This is a genomic window from Ruegeria sp. AB7, from assembly GCF_056542625.1.
Map to the genome: position 1 here is coordinate 22377 of NZ_JBQGAC010000008.1, position 26547 is coordinate 48923.

Annotated in this window: 24 protein-coding genes and 1 tRNA gene; 9 read left to right on the forward strand and 16 right to left on the reverse strand. The window is 59.0% G+C overall.

Annotated elements, in window-relative coordinates; translation table 11 throughout:
• Nucleotides 1-7: 7 nt before the first annotated feature.
• The 7 genes from ACR0EN_RS17940 (at nucleotide 8) to ACR0EN_RS17970 (ending at nucleotide 7935) form a co-directional block, all read left to right on the forward strand.
• Entirely contained in the window at nucleotides 8-1456 is a 1449-nt protein-coding gene (locus tag ACR0EN_RS17940) for a biotin carboxylase (RefSeq protein ID WP_170407976.1), read from the forward strand.
• A gap of 8 nt (nucleotides 1457-1464) precedes the next feature.
• Nucleotides 1465-2454: a C45 family autoproteolytic acyltransferase/hydrolase gene (locus tag ACR0EN_RS17945; RefSeq protein ID WP_170425427.1), complete on the forward strand. Its 990-nt coding sequence runs from the start codon at nucleotides 1465-1467 to the stop codon at nucleotides 2452-2454.
• 138 nt (nucleotides 2455-2592) lie between these two features.
• Nucleotides 2593-4077, forward strand: a complete 1485-nt coding sequence (locus tag ACR0EN_RS17950; RefSeq protein WP_480588153.1) for an ArnT family glycosyltransferase — start codon at nucleotides 2593-2595, stop codon at nucleotides 4075-4077.
• 141 nt (nucleotides 4078-4218) lie between these two features.
• Nucleotides 4219-4980: a glycosyltransferase family 2 protein gene (locus ACR0EN_RS17955; protein WP_480588155.1), complete on the forward strand. Its 762-nt coding sequence runs from the start codon at nucleotides 4219-4221 to the stop codon at nucleotides 4978-4980.
• Nucleotides 4977-5276: a lipid-A-disaccharide synthase N-terminal domain-containing protein gene (locus tag ACR0EN_RS17960; protein ID WP_039542759.1), complete on the forward strand. Its 300-nt coding sequence runs from the start codon at nucleotides 4977-4979 to the stop codon at nucleotides 5274-5276. The genes ACR0EN_RS17955 and ACR0EN_RS17960 overlap by 4 nt, the downstream gene beginning before the upstream one ends.
• A 175-nt stretch (nucleotides 5277-5451) precedes the next feature.
• On the forward strand, nucleotides 5452-6087 hold the full coding sequence (locus ACR0EN_RS17965) for a GNAT family N-acetyltransferase (protein WP_480588157.1): 636 nt from the start codon (nucleotides 5452-5454) through the stop codon (nucleotides 6085-6087).
• Between the two features lie 78 nt (nucleotides 6088-6165).
• Nucleotides 6166-7935 carry an adenylate/guanylate cyclase domain-containing protein gene (locus ACR0EN_RS17970; RefSeq protein WP_170407986.1) on the forward strand — a complete coding sequence of 590 codons (1770 nt, stop codon included), beginning with the start codon at nucleotides 6166-6168 and terminating at the stop codon, nucleotides 7933-7935.
• Between the two features lie 27 nt (nucleotides 7936-7962).
• Here ACR0EN_RS17970 and ACR0EN_RS17975 read toward each other — a convergent pair whose 3' ends face one another.
• The gene (locus ACR0EN_RS17975; protein WP_480588159.1) at nucleotides 7963-8436 is read right to left on the reverse strand and encodes a winged helix-turn-helix transcriptional regulator; all 474 of its coding nucleotides are present in this window, start codon (nucleotides 8434-8436) and stop codon (nucleotides 7963-7965) included.
• A gap of 85 nt (nucleotides 8437-8521) precedes the next feature.
• On the opposite strand from ACR0EN_RS17975, the gene ACR0EN_RS17980 reads away from it, so the two are divergent.
• A complete protein-coding gene (locus ACR0EN_RS17980; RefSeq protein WP_170425438.1) occupies nucleotides 8522-9286 on the forward strand; it encodes a nuclear transport factor 2 family protein in 765 nt (254 codons plus the stop codon).
• Nucleotides 9287-9387: 101 nt separating this feature from the next.
• Here ACR0EN_RS17980 and ACR0EN_RS17985 read toward each other — a convergent pair whose 3' ends face one another.
• The 4 genes from ACR0EN_RS17985 to ACR0EN_RS18000 form a co-directional block, all read right to left on the reverse strand.
• Nucleotides 9388-10308 (reverse strand): pentapeptide repeat-containing protein, encoded by a 921-nt coding sequence (locus tag ACR0EN_RS17985; protein ID WP_170397991.1) that lies wholly within the window; start codon nucleotides 10306-10308, stop codon nucleotides 9388-9390.
• A gap of 137 nt (nucleotides 10309-10445) precedes the next feature.
• Nucleotides 10446-11756 (reverse strand): gluzincin family metallopeptidase, encoded by a 1311-nt coding sequence (locus ACR0EN_RS17990; RefSeq protein WP_480588161.1) that lies wholly within the window; start codon nucleotides 11754-11756, stop codon nucleotides 10446-10448.
• Between the two features lie 12 nt (nucleotides 11757-11768).
• Complete coding sequence (locus ACR0EN_RS17995; protein WP_170819081.1) at nucleotides 11769-13106, reverse strand: TfuA-like protein; 1338 nt, start codon at nucleotides 13104-13106, stop codon at nucleotides 11769-11771.
• Nucleotides 13103-14296, reverse strand: coding sequence for a YcaO-like family protein (locus tag ACR0EN_RS18000; protein ID WP_170819082.1), 1194 nt, complete (start codon nucleotides 14294-14296; stop codon nucleotides 13103-13105). Before ACR0EN_RS18000 ends, ACR0EN_RS17995 begins: the two co-directional genes overlap by 4 nt.
• 160 nt (nucleotides 14297-14456) lie before the next feature.
• Here ACR0EN_RS18000 and ACR0EN_RS18005 point away from each other — a divergent pair.
• Nucleotides 14457-14532: transfer RNA gene (locus ACR0EN_RS18005), tRNA-Thr, on the forward strand.
• A gap of 27 nt (nucleotides 14533-14559) precedes the next feature.
• Here ACR0EN_RS18005 and ACR0EN_RS18010 read toward each other — a convergent pair.
• The 11 genes from ACR0EN_RS18010 to nirJ form a co-directional block, all read right to left on the reverse strand.
• Nucleotides 14560-15456 carry an FAD:protein FMN transferase gene (locus ACR0EN_RS18010; protein WP_170819083.1) on the reverse strand — a complete coding sequence of 299 codons (897 nt, stop codon included), beginning with the start codon at nucleotides 15454-15456 and terminating at the stop codon, nucleotides 14560-14562.
• Nucleotides 15453-15968: a nitrous oxide reductase accessory protein NosL gene (locus tag ACR0EN_RS18015; RefSeq protein ID WP_170819084.1), complete on the reverse strand. Its 516-nt coding sequence runs from the start codon at nucleotides 15966-15968 to the stop codon at nucleotides 15453-15455. The genes ACR0EN_RS18010 and ACR0EN_RS18015 overlap by 4 nt, the downstream gene beginning before the upstream one ends.
• Entirely contained in the window at nucleotides 15965-16786 is an 822-nt protein-coding gene (locus tag ACR0EN_RS18020) for an ABC transporter permease (protein WP_170566627.1), read from the reverse strand. Before ACR0EN_RS18020 ends, ACR0EN_RS18015 begins: the two co-directional genes overlap by 4 nt.
• Nucleotides 16783-17676 carry an ABC transporter ATP-binding protein gene (locus tag ACR0EN_RS18025; RefSeq protein ID WP_223117353.1) on the reverse strand — a complete coding sequence of 298 codons (894 nt, stop codon included), beginning with the start codon at nucleotides 17674-17676 and terminating at the stop codon, nucleotides 16783-16785. Before ACR0EN_RS18025 ends, ACR0EN_RS18020 begins: the two co-directional genes overlap by 4 nt.
• On the reverse strand, nucleotides 17666-18922 hold the full coding sequence (locus ACR0EN_RS18030; RefSeq protein ID WP_480588165.1) for a nitrous oxide reductase family maturation protein NosD: 1257 nt from the start codon (nucleotides 18920-18922) through the stop codon (nucleotides 17666-17668). The genes ACR0EN_RS18025 and ACR0EN_RS18030 overlap by 11 nt, the downstream gene beginning before the upstream one ends.
• A gap of 2 nt (nucleotides 18923-18924) precedes the next feature.
• A complete protein-coding gene (gene nosZ / locus ACR0EN_RS18035; RefSeq protein ID WP_170398107.1) occupies nucleotides 18925-20832 on the reverse strand; it encodes a TAT-dependent nitrous-oxide reductase in 1908 nt (635 codons plus the stop codon).
• A gap of 15 nt (nucleotides 20833-20847) precedes the next feature.
• On the reverse strand, nucleotides 20848-22998 hold the full coding sequence (locus tag ACR0EN_RS18040) for a 4Fe-4S binding protein (protein ID WP_480588268.1): 2151 nt from the start codon (nucleotides 22996-22998) through the stop codon (nucleotides 20848-20850).
• Nucleotides 22999-23015: 17 nt separating this feature from the next.
• A complete protein-coding gene (locus tag ACR0EN_RS18045; RefSeq protein WP_170625389.1) occupies nucleotides 23016-23480 on the reverse strand; it encodes a DUF2946 family protein in 465 nt (154 codons plus the stop codon).
• A gap of 102 nt (nucleotides 23481-23582) precedes the next feature.
• Nucleotides 23583-23846, reverse strand: coding sequence for a hypothetical protein (locus ACR0EN_RS18050; RefSeq protein WP_170398115.1), 264 nt, complete (start codon nucleotides 23844-23846; stop codon nucleotides 23583-23585).
• Entirely contained in the window at nucleotides 23803-25356 is a 1554-nt protein-coding gene (locus tag ACR0EN_RS18055) for a cytochrome D1 domain-containing protein (RefSeq protein ID WP_480588167.1), read from the reverse strand. The genes ACR0EN_RS18050 and ACR0EN_RS18055 overlap by 44 nt, the downstream gene beginning before the upstream one ends.
• Entirely contained in the window at nucleotides 25331-26545 is a 1215-nt protein-coding gene (gene nirJ, locus ACR0EN_RS18060; protein ID WP_170819087.1) for a heme d1 biosynthesis radical SAM protein NirJ, read from the reverse strand. Before nirJ ends, ACR0EN_RS18055 begins: the two co-directional genes overlap by 26 nt.
• Nucleotides 26546-26547: the final 2 nt, after the last annotated feature.

The window sequence follows — 26547 nt, forward strand, 5'->3', positions numbered from 1 at the left end:
AACAATCATGCCAAAGAAGGTGCTGAAAAACATCTCGGAAATCCGCCGGTATTTCCATACCAACAAGGACCCGATCTATTTCGTATCGGCAACCAATTTCAACCTGTTGGGGCTGGATGAATGGGTGATGAACTTCACCTATATCTGCTACATGGATTGCTTTGACGGGCGACATCCGAACGTGTTTGTGCCTTCGGAAATGCCGCATGATGAGTTTCAGTCCATCGAAGACATCAACAATTATCTGCTGCAGCACAAAGAGGTCATCGACCTGGTCAAGCGGCGCGGCGGCAAGCCCAAGTTTGTCTTCCTGATGTTCGACGAGACGACCGAGAAGCTGGTCAAGGAGCTGGGCGGTCAGCTGTGGTTCCCCAAAGCCAAGCTGCGCACCAAATGTGACAACAAGATCGAAACTGTCCGTATCGGCAATAAGGCGGGTGTGCCTTCGGTGCCCAACACGCTGAGCGTTGTCAAAAGCTATGATCACCTGAAAAAGATCTGCGAAAAGGCCGGATTGGGGAATGATCTGGTGCTACAATCCGCCTTCGGCGACAGTGGCCATACGACGTTTTTCATCAAGTCCGAGGCCGATTTCAACAAGCACAAAGACGAGATCATCGGCGAAGGCGAGATCAAGATAATGAAGCGGATCGATTGCCGCGGGGCGGCGATCGAGGCCTGTGCGACCTCGGAGGGTACCATCGTTGGCCCGCTGATGACTGAGCTTGTGGGCTTCAAGGAACTCACGCCTTATCGCGGCGGCTGGTGCGGGAATGAGATTTTCTCGACCGCTTTCCCACCTAAGGCCCGCGAACAGGCCCGGCAGCTGACGTTCCAGTTCGGTGAAGAACTGCGGAAATCCGGCTATCGCGGCTATTTCGAACTCGACTTCCTGATCGACAAGAAAACCGATGAGCTGTGGCTGGGTGAACTGAACCCCCGCATCACTGGCGCCAGTTCGATGACCAACCACGCGGCCTTTGCACACGCCGATGCGCCGCTGTTTCTGTTCCATCTGCTGGAGTTTTCAAAGAAGCCCTTCGAGCTGGATGTCGAGGAACTGAATGCCCGCTGGGCGGATCCGGACATGATCGACAGCTGGTCGCAAATGGTAATCAAACACACCGATGACAGTGTCGACCGGATCACGCAGGCCCCACAGTCGGGCATCTACAAGATGCTGGAAGATGGCCGCGTCGTGTTCGACCGGTTCGACTATCACCGCCGCGCGGTGGGCGAGAACGAAGCGTTCTTCCTGCGTATCTCGAATGTCGGTGATTACCGCTATGAGGGCGCTGATTTGGGTATCCTCGTGACTCGCGGGCGGTCGATGACCAAGGGCTTCAAACTGACGGACAAATCGAAGAAGTGGATTCATGGGATCACTTCGGCTTATACGGCTGAACCGCTGCCTGCGGCACAGCCGATGGAAGACCCCGCGTTCAAAATTATGTAGAAAGCCCCATGGCGCTTGTTTTTCGCTCAATCGACGAGGAACAGCCCGGTCCCAAGCTGGCCGGGCTGTTTGCCGAATACTGGCCCGCCTACCGCAAATGGTGGGCGCAAGAGGGATATTCGGCCCGCCCCACCTATCGCGAATGCCTCCGCGCCTTGCAAAAACACATGCCCGAGATTCTGCCGCTTTATGAAGAGATCGTCGAATTGGTCGGCGGCAGCGACAGCCAGGCGCGGTTTCTCAGCTTTTACTGCCCGCCGAAATATCTTTCGGGCTGCAGCCAGGCGATTTGGCGTGGCAAGACACCGTTTCTGGTGCGCAATTACGACTACCATCCAAAAACCTTTGACGCCGCTCTGCTGAAAACCCGCTGGGACGGGCGCGGGATCATCGGGATGAGCGACGGCGTTCTGGGTCTGCTTGATGGCATCAACGATGCCGGTCTGACGGTCTCGCTCACCTTTGGCGGGCGGCGCGAGGTCGGCGACGGCTTTGGCGTGCCGCTGATCCTGCGCTATGTCCTTCAAACCTGCGAGACCACTGCGCAAGCGGTTGACTGCCTGTGCCGCATCCCTTGTCATATGAGCTATAACGTCACCGTTCTGGATGCGAAACACAATCACAGCACGGTGTACCTTGCCCCGGACCGGCACCCGCAAATCTCGGACCAACCAGTGGCGACAAACCATCAGGGCCATGTCGAATGGTCCACCCATGCGCGCTTTACGGCCACCGTGGAACGCGAAAGGTTCTTGCTCAACCGTCTCAACCAGCACCCGGAAAGCGAGAAGCGGTTTATCGATGCGTTCCTGCGTCCGCCGCTTTATTCAACGGCTTTCAGATCAGGTTTCGGCACGCTCTATACTGCGGTCTATCGGCCTGCGAAGAAGCAGTTGCAACTGCTTTGGCCCGGTGCCAGCTGGGACTTGTCCTTCGATGGCTTCAAAGAGGGTGAGCTGAGCCTGATGTTGCCCGACGAGGCCGAGCCTGCAGTCTGACAAGCGCGGTCGCCCTTCTAAACTTCTTGCTCTCGGACGGGCGACGCAATAATGGGAGCGCGACGCGCGGCAGTTTCAAACAAGGCCCGGCGGGATCAACACCACATATTTCTATGACGCGATAGGACCACGGAAAGCATGACCGGTACCTCCCCAAATTGGCTAAGATTGCTTCCTTACTTCGCCACCGCATTGGTGATGGTCCTGGTCTGGTCCTGGTATCTGACTGATCTGGGTGTTGGGAACATCTATCACTACGATGAATTCTACACTTATGACCGCAGTACAGGCTTTGCGCGCAATGGGGACTGGCTGGCGGTTTATTCCAACAACGAACCTAGCCTGAAAAAACCGCCCATGCAGTATTGGATGTCTGCACTGCTGATGGAGTTTGGCGTATCTGATATTCTGGCCTTGCGCCTGCCGTCGATGATCTTTGCGCTGGGCGCGCTGATGGCAACGGCCGTACTGGCGCGGGTGATGATCCCGGACAGCCCCTGGGCTATGCTGCCTTCGGTCCTGCTGGTGGCCACGTCGCTTCAGTTCTGGCAACACGCCACATCCGCGATGCTTGATACCGGTGCGGTTTTCTTTTCGACCCTTGGAATTGCAGCCCTGTTGGCAGCGTTGGAAAAGCCGAAATACTGGCCTTATTTCGGCGCAACTCTGGTGTTGGCCGCCTTGCAGAAAAGCCCAACCCCGCTGGCCTTTCTAGCGCTGGCACTACTGACGCTGAAGTTGACCAACAGATGGCAGACGGAACCGTTCAGCGAGATCTGGCAGAACAGAACGTTTCGCCGGACGCTCAAAATTGCGATCCCGCTGGCCTTCGCCTGGCCGATCCTGCAAGAGCTTCGGTTCCTCTTTGGCGACTCGCTTGATGGCAACATCAAAGGCGAGATGCTGGATCGTTTTCGCCCATCGCTCAGCGATCGCGGCTTCGGGAAGCTCTATGATCTGATCATCGCGGGCGAGCCGTGGTTGCGGCTGCTGGGTTTTGTCGGCATCTGCGCTCTGCCATTTCTGCAAAAGCGGCCCAGACTTCTTGCTGCAACAGGTATAGCCGCGTTCTTCATTATCATGATGTGGGCCGCAGCCGGCAAGGTTTATGCACGCTACACCCTGCTGATCCTGCCGATGCTGATGGTCGCCGCAACCGGTTTGTTGTTTTCGGTCGAGCGCCTGCGCTGGGCCGGGATGGTGGCCGCGCTGGGTCTGGTCTTTGTTGCAGGCGGCCTGTTCTATGACCGCGATGCCACCGATCTGGGCAAGGGTCGCGTGCGTTTGGGCGTGCCCGAGGCCGAGATTCTGACCCCTTTGGGTGCAATGCTGCAGCCGGATGAAACCCTGCTGCTCTGCGCCCATGACCGCAAGTTGCGCGTACCACCCGGGGCCGCATCGGTCTTTGCTTCCAACGGTAGGCGCTTTGTCTATCTGAGACGGCTGGAGCTGCACAAATACCTCGACAGGTTCGGCTATACCACCGGCCCGCTGCGAGGGCTCTGTTCGGAGGGTGAGTTGTCTGAGCTGGCACCTGACCTGATCGGGCTCGAGACGCAGCCAACTGCGGTTGAGGGTTTGGTCTATTGGTCGGCAACCGGTGTCACGCCCGCCCCTGAATAGGAGACACGGTGCAATCCGCCCCATCGCTGAACAATGCCCCAACAAGTTGCGCAGATGTTGGCCTGCGATGCGGTGGCCACTTGAATTTTCGCCGTTGATCCCGCAAAAGCCCTGAGACTGAAACAAGTAAAGCTACCCACCATGCATGCTGATCATGATGCCAACGCTGACAATCGACCCACCGTGTCGATCGTGATTCCCATGCATAACGAGCAAGGGGCGGTTGCCGGTCTTATCCAGGGCATCTGCGCTGCTGCGGCCGAATTGCCCGCGTTCGAGATTGTCGCGGTTGATGATGGATCGACCGATGGCACTTTTGCGGCGCTGCAACAGATGCAGAAAGACTGTCCGCAACTGCGCATCCTGCAGCACAAAACGGCCGGTGGCCAAAGTGCTGCCGTGCATTCCGGCGTCAAGGAAGCACGCGCGGATATCTGCTGTACGCTGGATGGCGACGGACAGAACCCGCCGGAAGAGCTGCCAAAGATTTGGGCGCCGCTGGTGTCGGGTGGTGATACCTCGATCGGCCTGGTGGCGGGGCAACGGGTTGGCCGACAAGACACTGCGTCAAAGAAGCTTGCCTCGCGCTTTGCCAATGCACTGCGGGGCTGGATGCTGAAAGACGGCACACGTGACACCGGCTGCGGTTTCAAGGCGTTCCGACGGCAGGCTTTCCTCGATCTGCCCTTTTTCAATCATATGCACCGTTATCTGCCCGCCCTGTTTAAGGCCTATGGCTGGAATATCGCGCTGGTGGATGTGGCGCATCAGCAGCGTTTGTCGGGCGAATCCAAATACACCAATTTCGGGCGGGCCATGGTCGGCATCTGGGATCTGTTCGGCGTCGTCTGGCTGACCCGCCGCGCCAAATCCGTTTCCGCAACCGAGGCGTCCCGGTCATGAAAGAAACCATTCTGGAAATCCTGCACGTCGACAGCCCGACCGAGGCGCTCTGGGTCTTTATCGGTCTGGCCGGTCAGCTGATGTTCAGCGCCCGGTTTATCGTGCAATGGATCACGTCAGAGCGCGCCAAGAAATCCGTCATCCCGATGGCGTTCTGGTACCTTTCGATCGGCGGCGGGCTTATCCTGCTGAGCTATGCGATCTATCGCCGTGACCCGGTCTTTATTCTGGGTCAGTCGATGGGCCTGTCCATCTACCTGCGCAACATCTTCCTCATTCGCGCTGAAAACCGCTGATTGATCGTAACGCTTCTTTACGACCTGCCACCCATTACAAGTTTGTCGGTTGCACCCGTTCAGCGGGTAGCGGCCTACGGCTGCGTTGTGTGAACAACCTCTTATTGTTTCTGAAATTTTCGTGCTAGTATCCCGCGAATAGATTTTCAGAATTGTACTCGGAGGATATTTTCTCTTGCCCGATAGCTCACCCCGGTTGTTCAGATTGCGCCCTTTGGAAAAGGCGGATCTGGGAACAGTTGCGCGCTGGTTTCAGGATATCCATGACCTGGCACTGTTCGACCGAACGTCGCGCATTCCTCAGAACCTGGTACAGACCGAACAATATTGGGAAGACGCGATAAACGCCTCAAAGGACTGCTGCAAATGCTGGTTCGCAATCGAATCTGACAGTGGTGATCTGGTGGGGATGACCGGGCTTGAAGCAATTTCCAGCGTCAACAGGGATGCGGTGGTTCCGGTTTTTGTCGACAAATCCATCCGTCGACATGGCGTGGCGGTGCGTTCGGTTGCGCTGATGCTGGATTTCGCATTCCGGCAATTGGGGCTGAACCGTATCACCTCGTATTACCGGGCCGACAATCACAGCAGCCGCGATCTGATCCAGCGAATCGGCTGCGAGATCGAGGGCACGATGCGTCAAGCCTGGTTCGCGGATGGGCAGTTCCATGACATGGTTGTCGTCGGCATGTTGCAGCAGGACTGGATCGCGCGTCGAGAGGTGCTCGCGCGGGAGTTAGGCACCCAAACAGTGGTCAGTTTTGATGCCTCTGGGTGGTCTTGGCCCCCCGATTCCGGTGCAGATACCTAAAATGTTACGTATTCTGAGTCATTTTTTGCTAAAACAGTCCTGTCGGATTCGACATGACAACACAATTGAGTATTGCCAGTGAACACGACCGGTTCGGACGCATCAATAAAACAGAAACTAGGCGCGGTGCTTTTTGCCGACGTTGTCGGCTATTCCCGCCTGATGAGCGAGAACGAGATGGATACGTATAACGCGTTGAAGTCTTTGCTTTCGCAGCTTGAATCGGCTTGCTCAAAGTATCAGGGCAAAATCATCGAAGTGCGCGGTGACGGCATCCTTGCCTTATTCGACACGGCGACCAGTGCAGTAGAGTTCAGCATCGAACTGCATCGGATCGCTGCGGAACATAATCAGGCGCGGGATGACGAGCACAACATCAAATTTCGCGCTGGCGTTCACATGGGCGAAGTTCTGATGGACGAACGCGGCATCCACGGTGACAACGTCAATATCGCTGCCCGCCTGCAGGAGATTGCCGAGCCAGAACGGGTTTATGTCAGCGCAGCCGTCTATGAACAGATCCGTAACCGCCTGCGCTATGGCTATGAATTCCTTGGTCCCAAGCAGCTCAAGAACATCATGTCTCCGGTCGCGACCTATTGTGTCCGAACCGAGGTCGAGGGTGCAACAATGGCCGCAACCCTACGTCCTGAGATGCAGCTGGAAGTGCTTGAAAGGCCCGATAACCCGTCGGTTGCGGTGCTGCCCTTTACCAGCCAAGGCGGGGATGAAGATGACAGCTGGGTCGCCGAAGGGCTGACCGACGACATCATCATGAACCTGTCCAAATTCCGGAACCTGTTCATCATTGCCCGGAATTCCTCGTTCTTCTTCAAGACCCAGTCGATGTCGCCGCAAGAGGCCGCTCGGCGTCTGAACGTGCGCTATATCGCGCGCGGCAGTGTGCGCCGCTCGTCCAGTCGTATCCGGATCACGGCCGAGCTAATCGACGCCAACACCGAACGCACCATCTGGGGTGAACGGTTCGACCGTAAGCTCGATGATATCTTCGACATCCTGGATGAGGTGACCGAGTGCATCGTTGCCGCCACCGCAGTCATGATCGAGTCGCATGAAAAGCTGCGCATGGTGCAGGCAATCCCGTCAGACCTGCGGGCTTATGGTTCGGTTCTGCAGGGGCAGCACCATATTTTCAAATACACCCGCAACGACAACCGCAAGGCGCAGCATTGCTACGAATCCGCGCTTGAGCGCGACGGCGGCTATGCTCGGGCTGCAGCAGCCCTGTCACGCACGCTCAACATCGATTGGCGCTATTCCTGGACCGAAGACCCAAACAGCGCGCTGGACAAGGCGCTGTCGCTGGCTCAGCGTGCGGTGGAGCTTGACCCCACAGACGCGCGCGGGTTTGGAGAGCTGGGCTATGTGCAGCTTTATCGTAAAGAGCATGACTCGGCGATCGAATCCTACAAACGCGCCCTGCAGCTTAACCCCAACGATGCGGACATGCATTCGGACTACGCCGATGCGCTGGCCCATTGGGGCGACAACGAAACCGCCATCAAACATCTGCAGCAGGCGATGCGCCTGAACCCCTATTTCCCCGATCAGTACCTGTGGCATCTGGGCGGGGCCTATTACAATCTCAAACGCTATGACGACGTGATCTCATGCGTGAACAAGATGAACAACCCGACCGAGGGGCAGCGCGTGCTGGCTGCCAGCTATGCCCATAAGGGCGAGCTGGAAATGGCCCGCCAGATCGCCGACAAACACCGCGCAGCGCATCCCAATTTCTCACTATCGCGCTGGGCCAAGGTTCAGCCGGACCGCCTGTCCGACGACACGCAGCATTTTGTCGAGGGGCTCAAAAAGGCCGGGTTCTGAGCTGCGGCCCGATCTCGCCTATAAAAATCAACTCGCCTGTTCGCGGTCGAACTGCATGCGTAGTCGCCTGACTTCATCCATTTGTTCATGCGACCAGAAGACGAGCGGTTTCAGCATTTCAAGCAAGCTTCTGCCCAAAGGTGTCAATTCATAAGACACTGCCACTGGCGGTCCGGGATCGACGGTGCGGGTCAAATAACCATCGCGTTGCAACCCGCGCAGGTTTTCGGTCAACACACTTTGTGTGATGTCTCCGATACAGCGCTTGAGATCGCCAAAGCGTTTCGGCTCATCCTCCAGCGCAAGGATGATGATCATCCGCCATTTGCCCGTCACATTGGACAGTACGGAACGGATTGAGCAGTTGGAAGCTTCTGCCTTGTTGGCAACACCAATTGGTAGCATATCAATCTCTGGTATTGTTTCAAAACTTAATCGCACAATAGCGTCACGTTGGCCTCGGTACAACTTCCTGAAAATTCGGGCAGTAGCCTCAAGCATACCAGGTCATTTTAAAGTACGTAATTGAAATGTAGTATGGATTTGCTACCACGTATCCAGTAGATACGAATCACAGGAAATCAACATGTCCCCCAAAGAACTTGTAATCGCACTTTTTACGGCTGCCTTTGCTGAACATGACCCGCAAGCAGCGCTACAGCTCGTTACCCCGGACTATATTCAGCACAACCCGCAAGTCCCGACCGGAGCCGAAGGCCTGGCCGGCCTGATCCCTTTGGTCGAACAATCCGGGATGACTGCAACTACCCACCGGGTCATCGCCGAGGGCGATATGGTTGTATTGCACAGCACGTTCGACAACGCGGACGCTTTTGGTGCACCGACCCTCGCCGCCTTTGACATATTCCGCGTCGAGAATGGCAAAGTTGCTGAACATTGGGACAATTTGCAGCCCGTTCCTGAAACAACAGTGTCGGGCCGTGGCATGACAGATGGGCCGACCGAGATCACCGATCTTGAGAAAACAGAAGAAAACAAGGCGCTGGTTCTGGGGTTTGTGCGTGACGTTCTGGGCGGTGCCGCGCCTGAGAAAGCTCCGATGTATTCCGAGGTCTATATGCAGCACAATCCAATGCTTGCCGATGGGATCGATGGCCTGATCGAGGGCACCAAAGCCTGGGCAGAGCAGGGGAATGTGATCACCAAATTCGAGCCGCAGATTGTGGTGGCCGAAGGCAACTTTGTCTTTGTCGCCTCAGATGCCACCGTCAGCGGGAACCCTTGGGCCTTCTTCGACCTATGGCGCGTCGAAGATGGAAAGATCGTTGAACATTGGGACGTCGTTTCGCCTACGCCAGCCGAAATGGCGCACGAAAACGGCAAGTTCTGATCTTCGAAAGGGATGGCGGGTCAGGCATAAATGGCCCGCCAACCCAAAGCAGACGTTGGAATAAAACCAAACGTCAATCGGTCAGGATCATTTCAGCCTTCCTATTCACCACGTGCCTTTGCGCCGCTGACTTTGGCACCTGACACCTTAGCACCGGACACCTTGGCCCCGCTGACCTTCGCGCCCGAGACCTTGGCCCCGCTCACCTTGGCGCCCGAGACCTTGGCTCCGGACATCATCGGTGCGTCATACTCAAAGTAGACGTCCAGCAGCACGTCTTCGATCTGACCGGCTGCGATATCCATGCGGATGGTGTAATCGGCCTGATCGTAGTTCCAGACGCGGATGTCATTGGCCATCTGGTAATCCGCTGCCGCGACGCCCGAAACCGAGGGGTTCATCGGCGCGCGTGCGGCCTGTTGTGTGGTGTCCGGCGCGTTAGCGTCATTGCTGGTCTGCAGCTTGAAGCCATGGGGCAGGTTGCCACCCGTCGCGCTCTCGCCTTCGCCATGCACCAGAAAGATCGTGGGTTCCGGCATCTCGTAATAGGTGCCGTCATAGGCGAAGCCGTAAATCCGGGCCAGTCGTGCATCGCCTCCGAACTGGTCCCCGATGAAATTATTGACGCCACGACCCCTCCGGCGGCCATCCTGTTCGATGAACAGCTGTTCCGAGTGCCGGTTCGCGATCTGCTGCCAGTGGGTATGCTTGAACTGACGTCCGCGGCGTATATAGACAAACGAGTCGTGCGGAACCTTCTTCCGCTTGTCGAACTTGAACTTGTCGCCGTCCTTGATGACCTTATAGATGCCGGACTTTTCGTTTGCCGCATCCCCGACCTGAACCAGAACACGATCGTCTTCCCGGACATGTACGCCGTCGATTTTGGTGAATTTCTTACTGAAGTCGTAGTCTTCCTCAACCTCTTCGGCCAACCGGACCGAGCGTTGTTTCAGTTTTAAATCACTTAACTCTCGCCCAAACAGTAATACCTCGGAAAAACTGAGTAAGGACTCAGACATATCACTTTCTCCCTATCGGGGGTCGACGCTGCCGATTGCCTCGCCTGTCCCGGTTTGCGCATTCAGTGCGCGTTGAATGTCACTATTATCACCCCGTGCGCGTAACCTGCCACAATAGCGGGGGAAAAACAAAGACTTTAAGGTTCATTCACCTCGGGTGACAGCGTACGAACCGACGCGGCATGGCTCGTGCCGTCGGGCTTGGTCAAACGGGGGCCGGGCGCTGTCAATCCGATGTGGCGCATGCGGAAATTGCCTTCGATAATCTGCCGGAATGCGCCGCCGGTTACCTCGTGATCGACCATGACCAAGGCGCGTTCAACGCCGAAGTAGCTCAGCATATCGGGGTCCAGTTTCTCCCACGCATCTGCAAGATAGGACCCCAGCAAATCACGCGCTTCGATCAGGGCAACCCGAAAGCCTTCGGGGTCGGCTGCGTAATGTTCGTCGAACAGGTCCTGCATGATCGCATTGTATTCGTCGGCCCCTTCCAACTCGTCCGAGAGCTCCTCCATCTCCGGGTCGATCACGTCATGTGCTACCAGTCGTTCGTGGTAGATATCGACCAGAATATCGAACATCGCCCCGGTCAGTGGTTCCGACAGGGCGTGTTCGCTGGACCATCCATGCGAGAATTCAGAAAGCGTCCGGTCATTGGCGGCGATCCGAATTTGCGAGTTCTGCGACAGCTCGGCAAAGCGGCTCAGCCGGTTATAGGTATAAAGGTTGCCGCGCGTGTTTTTCAGCAATTCATCCACGACCGAGCCGAAATGCAGCGACGCCAACAGCGCCACCATATCGGCCGCCGATTCATGGAACCCGTAATATTCGCCGGTCGCATCCTCTTCGGACGGCATGCCGACCACGCTGTAGATGATGGCATGACCGATCTCATGCGCGACCACATCGAAGTTCAGGCTGTAGGGGCGGTATTCGTCACCGATATCGCGAGTGCCACCGGTTTCCAGAAATCCCCAACCGATATGCGCGTTATCTAGACTTGGCAGCAACGATAGCTCAAGCCGCTCGAAATCACGCGCGAAATGCCAGGGGATCGGGCGATTAAAATAGCCCTCCCACACATCCATGGTGAAATGGGCCGCTCCGAACAGATGGGCGGCTTCAAAGGCCGGGTCCTCGGGATCGATATGGATGAAATTGCCAAACTCATCGGGCTCGGGCGGCGGCAGGATATAGCCGTCCCATGCGGGCAGATACATCTCGGGGCCGTCTTCACCCTCGATCATCGCGCCATAGGGGGTCGTTTTGTCGACCGGGTACATCGCATACATGCGGGGGCCCGATGGGCCTGGGCCTATGGTCCCTTGCGGGGCCGATATTTCGACCAGTTCGGGCTTGGAATTCGGCTCTAAAAAGGGCGATTGCGGATATAGTAAGAACCGCGTGCCGGGGGGGTCATTCTCTGAATAGTCGGGCCAGATTGCCAATTTTCCCTCCCGTTATCCGCCGGCGTGCAGACCGGCTGCCAATCCGGGCTCTTGGTCAACCAGATCGCCACCAGCTTGGCAAAACATGAACTCGGCGGCAACCAAATCAACCAAGGCATCGCGCCCCTCAAGGCCAAGCCCGATCGCGTAGGAGTCAAGATCATCCGGCACCCTCTGGTCAAGACGTGTTTCAAAATACCAGATCAAGGCGCGCGTCCGGGTTGCAGCGTTGCTTTGGTCCGGCGGCAACGCCGCTTTGCGCTGGGCCCGGTCGCGCAACGCGCTGTAGTCGCCCGAGCGTCGAAGCTCGGCTAGCAAAGCGGCATCCATTGTCTCGGCCAGCGTTTGGATTGCGATATCGACACGGGATTTGTCGGCCAGCATCGCCTCGTACTGCGTAAGGGTCAGGTCATTTTCTTCCAGCCATTCAAGCAAATCCGCGTGGCGGGGTAGCCGGGCCTCCAGCCGATGTTCGGTCATCTGCTTGACCACGGCGTCTTTATCCGGGTCCAACCCCTGTCGGAGGGTCTCGTCCTTGGACAGCAAGCCTAACGCTGCGCGATCACGCAGATGCGCGTAGAGAACCGGATCAAGCCGCAGCTCATCCACCAACGCCCGCGCCTCGCTATCCTGTTGTGCGGCTTCCCCATCCACACGGGCGCAGAGGTCACGCCAGACCAGCGTCCGTTCGGTGCGATGTGCGTCTGACACATTCGTTCCAGCATTCAGAAAGCGGGCCATCTCAGCCAGCATCGTGCGGGCGTCGTCCCCTTTCGCATCCACCTGCCCGTCGGGTAACCATCGTAGAAAGGGTTGCGGGTCAGAAGTGCCCTCAAGGATGCGATCCCAAACCCGGTCACGGTAGTGCAGGTTTTTCGCCTTTTGCTGCAACGCGTCGCCCGTCTCTGACGACAACACACCCGCTGTCTTGGCTTGCGCAATGGTGGCGCGGATCGAGACCATAGGCTCGCTCAGCGGTGGAAAGCCAAGCTCGGCAGGGCCGTGCAGCACCGCCACCTCGTCATCATCTTCGATGGCACCATTCAGGTAACCCTCAAAAATCTGGCCGATCCCGATCATCCCGAAATCCGCCAGCTCTGCCGCGCGCAGTGCACCCATGCTGGCACTGCCAAAGACTGGTACACCTTGCTCCAAGGCCCACAGGATTTCCTTGTGCCAGACCGAGGGCACCCCGTCGAAATACCCGTCTATAATCCCGATGGCACGCGGCTTTTCCCGCACTGCCCGATACACATCGCCCTGCTGAACCGGGGGTAGGATAGTGGCGTTCAGATGTTCGCGCACGGCTTCGGCCCGTAGCGTCGGCCCGACAAAAACAACCACACTCATGACATCACCGCTCGCGCACGGGGGCCTGCGACAAAGTCGGGATCGTCATGGGGCGCTTCCAAGCCCGGTATCACCGCGCGCACCACTGCGATGTCAATTTCGGGTCGCGACAGATCAACAGTGACCACCTGATCTATGCCTGCCTCGGACAGGCGCGCCAGCAACAAAGACAGGTCATCCGTGAAAGATCCGGTCACGTAGGTTGGGCATTCGGTGAAATCACCGATAGGCGCCGAGCCATCGATCAGTTCGCGGATGTATCCGCTGCGCCAGTTCCGGGCAGTGTCTGAGAACTCTTCCGGGTCCAGATCATCCCGCGCCCCTGAGATATAGGTCAACCGTGTTTGCGCCGCTTCGGTCAGCGCCCGCAGTAGGGCAATGGCGCGATCCGGGTGGCAGCCGTCGCCGATGCCGATATGGCCCGTGGTGCCTCCGTCCTCACATATCGCGCAGCGAAAGCTGGCGATGCCGATGTCCGAGGTCGTGTCCCAGATTCCCAAATCAAGCCCCGCCGCAGAAATCTGTTCCATCGCCTGAAGGCAACGCGGGTCGTCCACTGTACGGGGATTAACACGCGGGGTTGCGCCCTGATGGTGCCACAGCGTTGTGGCGTCACGCTCGATCAACTCGCAGATCGCGTGGCAACTGGCTTCGGTCAGGTTGTTGCCGGACGCCAGCCCGTTTGTCGTTCGCGGAAACGCCCGCTGCCCAGCCACGGGCGAGGTGGTATAATCGGTGTCCACCATCTCATACGGCACCCAGCAGGGCTGGCCCGAGGGCAGATCGCGCCCCAGCACCCACAGTATCGCCTGATGAGGGTCGAACTGCCCGCCGGTGACGCTGGGCAGACGGTCGGCATCGACCACATACTCCACCGCCAGATCAGCAAAGCTGGACAGCCGTAGCGGCAGTTCGATCCGCTCTGCGTGCCAGGATTCAATCGCTTCCATCACGCCCGAAGCCCGGGCTGCGCTCAGCGACAGCCCCTTGCCCAGCGACACCGCGACCGAGCGCGAGTTTGGCCGCGTCACCATCACTGTCGGCAATCCAACCCGGTCCAGTCCCGTCAGGTTGGCGATCCGGGTTATGCCCATCTGCTTGAGAAACGGTTTGACGATGGCCAGGGTCTCTTCCGGGTCGCGCAGCCGGTGGGTGTCTAGCACATAAGACTTCTGCGAATTCCCGGACATCCAAATGACCTTGCCAAATATCTGATAAACCATCGTAACCCGCCGGGCGGATCATGTTGGCGTCAGGATGCGGGATGAATGCGTAGTGGTCAACCGCGCACCGGCCCGGCAATCCACGCTTGCATGACCCGCGCGCTGCCGTTAAACGAGCTTCCGCATCGCCTCAATAGCTCAGCTGGTAGAGCAGGTCCTTCGTAAGGACAAGGTCGGGGGTTCGAGTCCCTCTTGAGGCACCATCCCCTTACGACAAGCTTTACCCGCGCTCAGATACTCATCTCGACACGCGCGCCCGGAAAACGCGATATCAGCGCGTTTGCTTTGGCACGCGGGGTCAGGCATAGGGCGGTTGAGAGCCCGTCTGCCAATGCTGCCTGCGAGGCTGAGATTGATACAGCCTGATAGGGCGCACCCAACCCTTTCGGGTTCAGGATATGCCCCTGATCGCCCTGCAGCATGGTGCCTTCGGGGGCCGAGGTTGCGACGGCGCGGTCCTGCAGTGTGATCCGTTTGGCGACAGCACCGTCGGGCTTGGCCAGCCCGACGCGCCACGGCTCGCCATTGCTCCGCTGGCCAAGGGTGGCGACCTCGCCCATATCCACCAGCACATCGCGCAGATCGAAGGATCGCATCAAAGCGGAAATCCGGTCAGTGATCGCACCTTGAGCAATCCCGTTCAGGGTAATCGCCGAGCGTCCGGGATGCGGCAGGCGGATCTCACCGGCGCTTACGTGAATCTTGTCCCAACCAATCGTCTGGCGCGCACGTTCCACTTGCGACCCCGCCGCGCCACTGGCGAGCGCTAGCCACAGGGGCTGGATCGTCGGATCAAACACCCCGCCCGAAGCGTCGTGAAGCGTGGAACAAAGGCTCAGCACCTCCAGCAGCTCAGGCGCCGGGGTGACCAGGTGGCCGATCCGGTTAAGCTGACTGATCTGCGAGTGCGTCCGGTAGAGGCTGAATATATTCTCCAGCCGATTCAGCTCTGCCTCGACCGCAGCAAAGATCGGCGCGGCCTGTGCGTCCGTCGAGCCTTCCAGCCTCAGGCTGGCGGGTGCGCCCAGCGCGATACCGCGCCATTGGGCGACGTTGCCAGCAGCGGCGGGTACGGCGGCGCAGGCGGCTGAGATGGCTAGGAAACGGCGGCGGGTCAGAATGGTCATGCGGGGGTCTCCAGCGCGAGGTCCAGATCGACGGGGCCCAGCACTTCGGCATCGGGAATATCAGACAGTGGCAGGGCGGCGCCGCCATATTTGGCAATGAACGCCTCTGCCGCGGCGGGGTCGCCAAAGGGCACGACTTCGCGCGCACCCATGCCGCCGGCCACATCGGCGCCGACGACAAAGGTCGCACCATCAGCTGCGATCCAGTTGGAAATCCCCGGTTGCCGCCAGCTGGGCGCGACGCTCATGTCACTGACATAGACAGCGGTGATCTTAGCATCGCGTTCGGGGCTTTTCAGATAGGCCAGCATGTCGCGCACCTGCGCAAAGAACAAAGGCGCGGGATAGCCTTCCAGATGGATCTGCCCTTTGGGCCCGCCATGTTCCGCGATGTTCATCTGGCAGAAATAACTCAGCGCATCCGGGGTGAGATCAACCGGGTCGGGGGCCTCGGCCACCTCTTCTTTGCAGGCCGTCAACGCGACCAGAGCGATCAGGGCAAGGTATCTCATGGCTCAACTCTCCGAAATGCGAGACGCGCAAGGGCAAAGCCCAGCACCGGCCAGATCAGCAGCGAGGCGGGCGCGGCCCAAACGGGCAGAGCTTGCGCCGCTCCGGTCATGCCGGAGGCCATGGCGACGCCCTCGGTTGCGGCGATGTTCCACAAACGGAATGCGTCGGCCGGGTTGGCCACCATCACCCATGGAAAGACGGATTGGGTGAAGGTGCCGCCCTTGTCCATGACGACGGCCCCCAACAGGCCCAAATCATAGAGGACGACAAAAACCAGCCAGAGCCCGGCCGACAAACCTGCCGCCGCCGTGGCCCCCTTTGCCAAAGCGGACAGCAGGTATCCCAGCGCCAGAAACACGGCGCCCAGCAGGATAGATGTGAGGATCAGGCGGGCCAGAGCCATCAGGCTTTCCGGACCCGCGCCGCCAAAGAAGGCGGCCACTGCGCCAGCGGTACCGAAACCGATGGTCATGGCAAAGGCCAGCGCGGCCAGATGGGCGGTGAACTTGCCCAACAGGATTTCTCCGCGCCCGGCCGGGTAAGACAGCAGCAGTGACAGGCTGCCGCGATCCACGTCGCCCGCGATGGCGTCAAAGGCGATCATCAGCGCCAAGAGCGGTGCAAGATAGACCGAAAGCGTGGTCATCGAGGCCACCGAGACGGTCAGCATGTCGACTCCCAACGTGCCGGTTGGTGCGCTGCCCGCAAAGGTCAGCGCCAAAGCGAACAGCACCATGATCAATGTGGCGACCAGCAGCCAGCGATTGCGGCGCAGGATCAGCATTTCGGTGCGGGTGATGGCGAGGAAGCGGGTCATTGCAAATCCTCCTGTGCGTAGTGGCGATAGAGGTCTTCCAGCTTGGGCGGGGTCATCTCGACATCCGCCACCGCGTCGCCCAGCCCGGCGATCCGGCGCAGGGCCTCCATCTTGTCAGCGGGGGTGCAGAGCAGTTCCACCGATGCGCCGTTGATCCGGTTGCCACCCAGTTCTGCGGCCAGCGCATCGGCATTGGCGCTGGCGCGCACCTTCAGGCGGATCGGCAGACCGGCCAGCGCCGACAGGTTGTTCAGCGTGTCGTCGGCGACCATCCGACCCTTGCGCATGATGGCGATGCGGTCGGTGCGGGCCTCGACCTCGGTCAGCGCATGGCTGGCGATTAGAACGGCGGTGCCTTGGGCAGCCAGCTCGTCGATGATGGCATAAAGGTCCTGCCGCGAGATCGGGTCCAGCCCGCTTGTCGGCTCATCCAGCAAAGCCACTTTCGGTTGACCCAACAGCACCTGCGCCAGACCCAGACGTTGCCGCATGCCTTTGGAATAGGTACCGATCCGGCGGTCCAATGCGTCGCTGAGACCAACGCGCTCCAACAGGCCAAGCACGTCGGCCTTTGCGCCTGAAAGCTGCGCAAACAGGGTCAACTGCTCGCGCCCGGTTAGCGCGGGGTGGAACGACACCGCTTCAGGCAGATAGGCCGTCTCGCGCCGCGCCTGCGCGCTGCCGGGGGTGGCGTCTCCGATCCGAATGGCGCCACCATGGATCGGCGTCAGGCCGAGGATGGATTTGATCAGCGTCGACTTGCCCGCACCGTTATGGCCCAGCAGCGCAACGCGCTGACCGGGGGCAAGAGACAGGGTGATATCGTCAAGAACGCGGTTTTTTCCACGGTCCTTGAGAACATGGTCGATTGACAGGGCCTTATCCGTCATGAGGCACCTTTTTCATAGCTGGGGGTTCAGGGGCTTGCATCAATGGGTTGCTGTCCATCACACCCCCCGGCAACAGCGCCGGGAAGGCCGATTGCGACCAGCGTACCAGCTGCACGGCGGGCGAGCCGAGCAGCAGTTTGGCTGAGGGTTGGGTCCACAGCACATGGTCCATACTGTCATTGGGGCGATAGGGGGCATCGGCAATGCCGTTGCCATCCACATCATAAGCGGCGAAATCGGACCAGTAGTTGCCGCGTCCGTCTTCGGACCACTCGACCCATTTGGTCGAGACGTATTTCACCTGCGTCCGGTTCCCGATGAATGAATTGCCAACGATGCGGTTGCGCTCGCTGCCAGCGGTAAAGTGGATTCCGATGCCGCACCCCTCAAACCAGTTATCAGTGAACTCGTTCTTGTTCGAGTTATAGAGGAAGGTGCATTTCTCTTTCGCACCTTTCACAACGTTTCCGGTGATGGTGCTTTTGTTGGCATAGTTCAGCATGACGCCATGTTCGCGGTCGCCGATCGAGACGTTATTGGCCACGGTCACATTGGTCGTGAACATCACCGCGTAGCCCAGATCATTGCCGATCGAGACGTTGTCGCTGACCACCGAATTGTCGGCATACATGTAATGCACGGCAAAACGCAGATCGCGAAACAGGTTGCCGGTGAAGGTGTTCTTCTTCGACGAGTTTACAAAAATTCCGTCGCGGCCATAGCGGATATCGTTGTCCTCAACCACCGCACCCGGCGCGTTCCAGACATAGACGCCATTGCCACGCTCGTTCATGCGCTGGTCTTGCCGCCCTTCAATCCGGTTTCGCCGGACGATACTGTCCTTGGCCCCATGGATGTCGATGCCATAGAGATTGCCTAGCAGCACATTGTCTTCGACCACCGGCGCATGGGCCGTCTTGGTCAACTGGATGCCGCTGTCGATCCCGTCATGGTCCGAGCCCGATCCGATCACCGTCAGACCGCGCACGGTCACACCCGGCCCGGTCACGGTAATGACGCTGCCTTCGCCTTGTCCGTCGATGGTGGCCTGTCCCAGCCCGTCAATCGTGACGGGCCGGTCCAGAACCAGCGTTTCTGTGTAAACGCCGGGGCTCAGGCGGAGGGTGTCCCCATCCGCCGCCTGCGCCAGTATCTCGTTGATGGCCCCTGCCCGGTTGGGCACATCCCAATCCGCCGCCCAAAGAGGCGAGCCGAGCAGGAGCGGTATGAGCAGGGACCAACGCATGGTTACGCGCTCCGCGGCTCAACGAACATCCGGCCGCGCATCTCCATGTGCAGCGCGTGGCAGAACCACTGGCAATAGAACCAGTGCACGCCCGGACGGTCGGCAATGAAGGTGACCGAGGCGGTGGCCTGCGGCGCAACCTCCATCGCGATGCCGAAGTTCGACAGACACAACCCGTGGGTCACGTCATCCACGTCATCCAGGTTGGTGACATACAACGTTACCTCGTCACCCTGTTTGACGGTGAACTTCTCAAGGCTGAACACCGGCGCGGTCGAGGTCATGTAGACCCGCACCTTGTTGCCATCGCGGATCGGCTCCTCGGCACCCTCTTCCAGATCGACACCATCAGCCTCGGCCTGTTTGCGGGCATCTTCCCACATCGGGTCGTTGCGATCCCAGACATTGACCGGGTTCACCTTGGACCGGTGCACGAGGATCGAGTCATGCGGTTCCGCGAAGGTCGGGCCGTCATGGACCACCTTCATCTTATCACCCGAGATATCGATCAACTGCTCGTTTTCCGGCTTCAGTGGCCCGACGTTCAGGAAGCGGTCTTTCGAGAACTTGTTCATCGAAATCAGCCACTTGCCATCAGCCTCAGCCGTTTCGCCCATCGAGGTCGAATTGTGGCCCGGCTGATAATGCACATCCACTTTGTCTAGGATCGGATCAACATCCGCACCACCGTAGGCTTCGATGGCCTTGGCGATGTCCCACTTCACCACCTGGCTGTCCAGGAACAGGGTGGTGTAGGCGTTGCCTTTGCCATCAAACGCGGTGTGAAGCGGGCCAAGACCCAGCTGCGGTTCCGCCACGATGGCCGAGCGTGGATCGGCATTGTCGGCAAACAGCGCATCGACCTTTTCCACATCGATCACGGATACGGTCGGGGACAGCTTGCCGTTGATCATGATGTGTTTCTTGTCGGGTGCTGCGTTCACTCCGTGCGGCGAGTTCGGGATCGGGATATAGCGGGTCAGGTTGCCGCCCGCCTCTTTACGCCCGTCCACGACCTTGACGCCGTTCAGCTCCTGATAGTTGCCAGCAGCAATCGCGTCTTCGATGCCTTTCAGGTTGAACACGACCACGTGGTCCAGCTCATTCTCGGTCATCTCGGCCAGGTTCATACCCATTTCCGAGTTATACGAGGTCGAGAATGCGTATTTGCCCTGATAGTCGCAGTCAGTGTTGTCGAGGTTGCCCGACACCATCACCTGCCATGCGATCTCCATCGTGTCACCGTCGATGGCAGTGAAGATGTTCACATATTGCGACGGATCATCGAGGATCTCGCCATCATTGACCAGCGGTGCCTCGTGTTCGCCATTGGCGAAGATATAGCCGGTGCGCGGGTATTTCTGCGGACGCAGACCGTGGATGTCATGCGCGTTCGGGATTTCGATGATCTTGTCGCATTTCATCACGTCGCAGCGGATGCGCGCGACGCGTGTGTTGGCCTTGTCATTCATGAACAAATAGCGGCCATCATAGGTGCCATCGGTGAAGGACATGTGCGGGTGGTGCAGGTCGCCATTGTCATAGGTGACTTTGCCATTGGCGGCCAGGTACTGCTTGGTCTCAGGCAGCAGCCCTTCGGTCAGGATCTTCAGCGACTCGTTGGTCTGGCCCCAGCCGGTGGCCGAGCAGCGGTTGAATACAGGAATGCGCATCAACTCGCGCATCGACGGCACGCCGAGGATACGCACCTCGCCGGTCTGACCCGAGGACCAGAAGCCGTAATATTCGTCCAACTCGCCGGGCTCCAGCGCGGCATTGGCGGCGGCGCTGGCCTCTTTCGCGGTCATCAGGGTGCTGCCCAGACCGGTTCCGGCCAACACGGCGCCGGTTGCAGATGCACCCAGCAGTCCGCGGCGTGTGACGTTCAGTTTCTTATCGTGTTCCGACATGATCGTTCCTCCTTTTTAGGAAACGGTTTGCGGTTTGGCGTTCGGATGGTTCGCCGGTGGTTGTCCGAGGGGGGTTTTCGGTTGAACCGACCCTGTCTTGGCCCGCCGTTTCAACTGGCGGATAACGACGGGACATTTGTCCTCGGACTGGTAGAGCACCTGACAATGCAGGCAGGTGACGCACTCGTTCGGATTGATCTCACCGGTGGGGTGGATCGCCTGAACGGGGCATTCGTTGGCGCAGGTCTGACAGGGGGTGCCGCAATCCTTGTAGCGGCGCAGCCAGTCGAACATGCGGATACGGGCAGGGATCGCCAGCGCACCACCCAAGGGGCAGAGATAGCGGCAATAGAACCGTTCGATGAACAGACCGATCCCCAGCAGGGTCAGCGCAAAGACCACGAAGGGCCAGTCGCGCATGAATTTCAGAATAATCGCGGTCTTGAACGGCTCGACCTCGGCATAGGTTTCAGCCAGCGGGATCGAGACAAAACTGATCCCGAACAACACAAGGAAGATCATGTATTTCGCGGGCCAGAGCCGCTCATTCAGGCCCCAGGGCAGTGTCCACTGCGGCACCTTGAAGGCCCGCGCGATCTTGTTGGTCAGTTCCTGCAGCGCGCCAAACGGGCACAGCCAGCCGCAATAAGCACCCCGACCCCAGAACAGCAGCGCGGCAGCGACAGCGAACCATTGGATGAAGACCAACGGGTCCAGCAAGAAGGCATCCCAAGAGAAGCCGGTGCGCAGACTGCCTGCCAGCGCCATCAAGTTCACGACGCTCAGCTGCGCATTGGCGTACCAGCCGATGAAGAACAGCGTCATGGTCAGGTATCCGATGCGGAACCAATAGAAGACGCGGGCGTTCATGGTGGCGTGGAACTGGAAGAAGAATGTCGCCGTCAGCACCAAAAGCATGACGCCCAGCACCCCGATCTCAACCGTGCGGTCCTTCCAGATGCGTTTCCAAAGCGCGGCCTTGGCTGCTGCCTCGCCGGTGGCGTCATCGACGACTACAGGGGCCGTAACGGGCAGCAGATACTGCTCGGGCAGTTTGTAGCCCAGATCGAAGGTCAGAAAGGTCTTCTCAACCGCGCCCACAGCCCGCTGCGCCAACAGCTGCAGGCGGAAGGGCTCGGCCGGATCAAACTCGGCCTCAGCGGGGATCTTGAAGATGTCCAACTCGGTAAAGGTGGGCGCATCCGCTGCCGCAACCTTGCCCAACCGGCGCTGTTGCTTGTCAAAGAACCGGACCGAATTGTCGCCCTGGATCAGCTGTATCCGGTCAAAAATCCCGCCCCGGACATAGCCCGAGCCCTTGAAGCTGTAGGCCCCACGCCCCAGCACCAGAATGGCCTGCTCGCCTTCGTCCAGCCAGTCGACCATGTTTTGATATTCGGCCTCACCCAGCAGCGACTTGCCGATCGACGGCACGGATACCAACGCCATATGCATATCAATATAGGTGTCATCGGGTTCGCCGGGTTCAGGGCGTTTGATGGCGCGCTGATCTCCGGTGGCTTCGAACGCAGCGTTGACCTGCCCGATATCCAGCGTTAGTCGCCGGACCGAGCCGTCGCCGGACAGGGTGGTCCAGTCGTATACTGCATCCTGCGCCAGATCGACTTCGCGTTTCGGCCCATCGGCCTGCAGCGGAGACAAACCGCCCAACCCCAGCGCCCGCGCCACCTTGATGCCGCCGCGCACAAGACTGTCATCAATCACCATGATCGTGACGGTGGCCCCCGAGATGATATCGAGGTCATGCCCCTCACCGCCGGTTTCAGCCTCAACCTTCAAGTCCAGACCGGCATAGCCTTCGGTCAGCTCAACCATGCGCGCGTTGGGGATGCCAATCAGAACGATGGGCTCCGAGTGTTTGACCAGTTGCACACCGGTTAGCACCGCTTGATCATCGATGGCGGCGACCACATGGATCGGTTTGCCGGAATAGCCGGTGGTGCCAACGAAGTCAGAGGTTAGGAAGGCCCAGGCAACGGTCTCGCCGGCCTTCAGAACGGGTGCAACCGGAACGTCATCGCGGACCGGCCCAATGGCATCAGCACCGGGGGCCAGATCGGCGGGTTCAATCTCGGGCAGGAAGCTGGCGAGGCTGTCGGCATTGGCACTGATCGCCATCAGGCAGGACACGGCAAGGGCCAGCATTATGTGGATTGCGCGACTTACGACCACGGCGCACCTCCGATACTTAGGGTGGACACCATGGTCGCGCGCAGGGCGCGTTCAGCAGTTTCTTGGGTCGGGCGCGGAGGTCCCCGGGTTTCGGGCCACAGCTTATGCGACTTGTACAACATGGAAGATTTGCTGTTCTGAAGCTGTACAACACGGAAGTTTCCGATTTGCGGTATCTGCACCAGCTCGGGTGCGGGCGCTGCACTGGTGACAGCGCACAGCGCGCAATCGGCGCATTTTGGGCAGTACGCGGTCGGGTCTTCGGTGTCCTCCTCAAGATCAACTTCAACCCAGACCGCGCCGCCTTCCGAGCAGATCTCCATCCAGACACTTTCACCGGGACTCGCCAGCACCGGTCCAAAGGCCTGCAACAACAGAAGGAATATGCCTGCCAACCCACATGCCGCGCGAGTTGCGCGTACAGGGAGATTGTGCAGAGGGATCAGGGCAGGCATGGAGTCTCCGACTCGGAAAGCTATGCCTTTGGGGTATTGGATTCTACCGAGTCGCGACTTGACTTAGGTTAGGTGAAGCAAATTTCTGATTTTCTTTTCAAATCAATCGTCTGCCTCATCCATCAGGCCACGCACCCAGCGCCCTGCCAGCCATGAGGCGGGCACGCCCAAGGGGATGGACCATAAGATCGCAGGTACTGGTTCAATCGCACCAAACCCCGCGCTGTGCAGGATCAGCCCAGCCAGAAACAGGTTGATGGCCACGGTCAGAGCCGTGGCCGGATAAAGCAGGATGGCCAGCTTCCAGACCGGCCATTTGCCTTCAGTGGCTGGTGCCTTCCGAGAAGGTGATTTTGTTCCAGACATTGTACTTCCCAGACGGTTTGCGCATCGGCAGGCGGCGGACCTCTTCCAGCGTTTGCGCGTCATAGACGATCACCGCGCCGTCATCTTCCCAGATCGAAACCAGCGCGTGACTGCCATCCTTGGTGAATTCTACATGCGCCACGGTCTTACCCGGCGCGGGGCGCAAAGTTCTCACGATTTCAAGGCTTTGCTTGTCGATCACGTGCATGGCATCCTTGTTCGGGCCAAAGAACACATCGGCCCAGACGTAAGGCGAGTTCTCATGGCTGCGCATGAAAAATCCTGGCCCTTCGGTTTTGATCCGCTTGACGGTTTCCCATGTTCCCATGTCGATCACCGAGACCGTGCCATCGGTCAGATGCGGCGTCGCCATCACGGTGGTGTCGCCCTGCTGCCAGGTGATCCCCGAACCTAAGTGAGGCATCCCCGGCAGGTCCAGATCTGCGATCTTATGACCGATCACCAGATCAATCACCTGCCCGCCCTTGCCATCACGCGAGGCGCCCATAACGTATTCATAACTTTGATCGAAAAAGAAATCGTCCAGATAATCAGGCGTGGTGATCTTGCGCACGGGGAACGGGTCGGGGTTCTTGAACTGCCCCTCGATGCGGAAATCGTGGCCTATACCGGATTGCGGCGGGTTGGCCCCGTAGAACACCTCCCAAATCTCGGGGACATCCTTCAGCGCCAGAACAAAGCTTTCGCGCGGCGGTGCCTGATAAACGGCGGAAACACGGCTGGGAACGCCCTTTTTGCTTTTGACTTCAATGACTTTCGCGACCGACAAGTCCTCTGTCGACAGCAGGGTCAGTGAGTTCGGTAAATAGTTCGCTACCGCCACCCATTTGCCGTCACCCGACATGGCGATGTTGCGGCTGTTTAACCCCGCGCGCACGCGGCCCACCTGTTTCAGCGCCCAGATATCATATTTCTGCACCCAGCCATCGCGCGACATGATGAAGACATAGCGCCCATCGGGGCTGAACTTCGGCCCACCATGCACGGCGAACGGGGTTTCGAACCGATCCAGAACCTCGAACGTATCGCCGTCCAGCACGCTGACATGATGATCGCCTGTTTCCACCACCAGCGTGATGTTCATCGGGTCGCTGTCCCAGACAGGCGCGTCAACCGATACGTACTCATCATCCAGAGTCCGGCTGGCCATGATATCGGCCTCACCCCATTCGGGATCGGTCTCCAGCGGAGATTTCAACCATCCCGCCAGTTCCTCGATCTGCAACGCGTCCAACTCGTGCGAAAACGCAGGCATCTGGGTGGCCGTACGCCCTTCGGCAATCACCGCCGCCACGCGTGGCCCACGCATCCGTTTCAACGTCTCGGGGATCAGCGCCGGACCGACCCCACCCAGACGGTTTTCACCATGGCATGAGGCACAGAATTCAGCATAATCCGAAGGTGCATCAGCCCAAGCTGCGCCGGTCAGCAGCAGCGAGCAGAATGTGCCGATTTTCAAGGTGTCAAAAGAACTGATGCGCCGGATCATGGCTTTTCCCTCGGAACGGCGTGACCTGCAGACGCTCGCCTGCGCCCTGCACGCCGATTTCTTCGTTTGATAGATAGCAGGCCGGGTCCTCGGCCCACGGGTCGCCGGTCAGTTGCAGAGCACGGATGCGGGTGTTGCCGCCGCAGACATCCTTTAACTGACAGGCCCCGCAACGCCCCTTCAAAGGACGCGGACGGGTACGCAGCATGGCGAGCATCGGGTCATCGCTGGTCCAGAGTTCCGAAAACGATTTGGTCTTCACATTGCCAACAGTGTAATCGGACCAATAGGTATCGGGATGCACGCGGCCGAGGTTGTCGATATTGGCCACGCCCAAACCGCTAGAGTTGCCACCCCACGCCGCAAGATGTTCCCGCACATTGGCAGCTTTGTCATGGTCGAAATGCGACCGAACCCAGTTCAGGAAATACCCGGCATCGGCATCGTTATTGCCAGTCACGATATCCAGCGGACGACCGCCTGAGACGGCTTCCCACGCGCGTTCCAACAACAAATCCAAACCCTTACGGGTGCGCAAATGCTCGGCATCCTCGCCTCGGTTCTTGTCACCGCGCCCGGCATAGACGAGGTGAGACAGGTAGAACTTGTCGACACCCTCATCGTCGCACAGTTGCAGCAGGTCAGGCAGGTGGTGTTGTGTGCCCTCGGTCAGGCAGAACCGCAGACCCACTTTGATGCCGCGCTTCTTACATTCGCGAACACCGCGCAGGGCGTCGGCAAAGGCCCCTTCGACGCCCCGGAACCAGTCATTTGTGGCCCCGATCCCGTCCAGCGAAATGCCGACATAGTTGAAGCCCACGTCGGCGATCATGTCGGCGGTTTCGTCGTAAATCCGCGTACCGTTGGTCGATAGCGCCAGCATCGGAACCAGATCGCGGGCGCGTTTGGCGATGTCGAAGAAATCGAACCGGTCCAGCGGTTCCCCACCCGAGAGGATCAGGGCCGGGGCGCGGAATTGGCCCAGATCCTCAAGGGTTACCATGGCTTGCTCGTGACTGAGCTCACCGGGGAACGCGACGTCTGCTGAAACGGTGTAACAGTGGCGGCATTTCAGATTGCAGCGCCGCGTCAGGTTCCAGATCACTACCGGCTTCACCGGGCCGGGACGGCGTCTGCGCACCGGTGTCGGTTTGACGAGCTGCTGCATGTATTCGGTCAGGCGGAACATGT

What these genes read in the sequence shown, in the direction of transcription:
- ACR0EN_RS17995 (WP_170819081.1), bottom strand. Translation starts at nt 13,106, where the DNA reads ATGAGTGTGGTTGTTTTTGTCGGGCCGACGCTACGGGCCGAAGCCGTG.
- nirJ (WP_170819087.1), bottom strand. Translation starts at nt 26,545, where the DNA reads ATGTTCCGCCTGACCGAATACATGCAGCAGCTCGTCAAACCGACACCG.
- ACR0EN_RS18000 (WP_170819082.1), bottom strand. Translation starts at nt 14,296, where the DNA reads ATGTCCGGGAATTCGCAGAAGTCTTATGTGCTAGACACCCACCGGCTG.
- ACR0EN_RS18010 (WP_170819083.1), bottom strand. Translation starts at nt 15,456, where the DNA reads ATGACCATTCTGACCCGCCGCCGTTTCCTAGCCATCTCAGCCGCCTGC.
- ACR0EN_RS18025 (WP_223117353.1), bottom strand. Translation starts at nt 17,676, where the DNA reads ATGACGGATAAGGCCCTGTCAATCGACCATGTTCTCAAGGACCGTGGA.
- ACR0EN_RS17950 (WP_480588153.1), top strand. Translation starts at nt 2,593, where the DNA reads ATGACCGGTACCTCCCCAAATTGGCTAAGATTGCTTCCTTACTTCGCC.
- ACR0EN_RS17975 (WP_480588159.1), bottom strand. Translation starts at nt 8,436, where the DNA reads ATGCTTGAGGCTACTGCCCGAATTTTCAGGAAGTTGTACCGAGGCCAA.
- ACR0EN_RS18045 (WP_170625389.1), bottom strand. Translation starts at nt 23,480, where the DNA reads ATGCCTGCCCTGATCCCTCTGCACAATCTCCCTGTACGCGCAACTCGC.
- ACR0EN_RS17980 (WP_170425438.1), top strand. Translation starts at nt 8,522, where the DNA reads ATGTCCCCCAAAGAACTTGTAATCGCACTTTTTACGGCTGCCTTTGCT.
- ACR0EN_RS17940 (WP_170407976.1), top strand. Translation starts at nt 8, where the DNA reads ATGCCAAAGAAGGTGCTGAAAAACATCTCGGAAATCCGCCGGTATTTC.
- ACR0EN_RS18020 (WP_170566627.1), bottom strand. Translation starts at nt 16,786, where the DNA reads ATGACCCGCTTCCTCGCCATCACCCGCACCGAAATGCTGATCCTGCGC.
- nosZ (WP_170398107.1), bottom strand. Translation starts at nt 20,832, where the DNA reads ATGTCGGAACACGATAAGAAACTGAACGTCACACGCCGCGGACTGCTG.
- ACR0EN_RS18040 (WP_480588268.1), bottom strand. Translation starts at nt 22,998, where the DNA reads ATGCTGGCCCTTGCCGTGTCCTGCCTGATGGCGATCAGTGCCAATGCC.
- ACR0EN_RS17985 (WP_170397991.1), bottom strand. Translation starts at nt 10,308, where the DNA reads ATGTCTGAGTCCTTACTCAGTTTTTCCGAGGTATTACTGTTTGGGCGA.
- ACR0EN_RS17960 (WP_039542759.1), top strand. Translation starts at nt 4,977, where the DNA reads ATGAAAGAAACCATTCTGGAAATCCTGCACGTCGACAGCCCGACCGAG.
- ACR0EN_RS18050 (WP_170398115.1), bottom strand. Translation starts at nt 23,846, where the DNA reads ATGTCTGGAACAAAATCACCTTCTCGGAAGGCACCAGCCACTGAAGGC.
- ACR0EN_RS17945 (WP_170425427.1), top strand. Translation starts at nt 1,465, where the DNA reads ATGGCGCTTGTTTTTCGCTCAATCGACGAGGAACAGCCCGGTCCCAAG.
- ACR0EN_RS18055 (WP_480588167.1), bottom strand. Translation starts at nt 25,356, where the DNA reads ATGATCCGGCGCATCAGTTCTTTTGACACCTTGAAAATCGGCACATTC.
- ACR0EN_RS18015 (WP_170819084.1), bottom strand. Translation starts at nt 15,968, where the DNA reads ATGAGATACCTTGCCCTGATCGCTCTGGTCGCGTTGACGGCCTGCAAA.
- ACR0EN_RS17955 (WP_480588155.1), top strand. Translation starts at nt 4,219, where the DNA reads ATGCATGCTGATCATGATGCCAACGCTGACAATCGACCCACCGTGTCG.
- ACR0EN_RS18030 (WP_480588165.1), bottom strand. Translation starts at nt 18,922, where the DNA reads ATGCGTTGGTCCCTGCTCATACCGCTCCTGCTCGGCTCGCCTCTTTGG.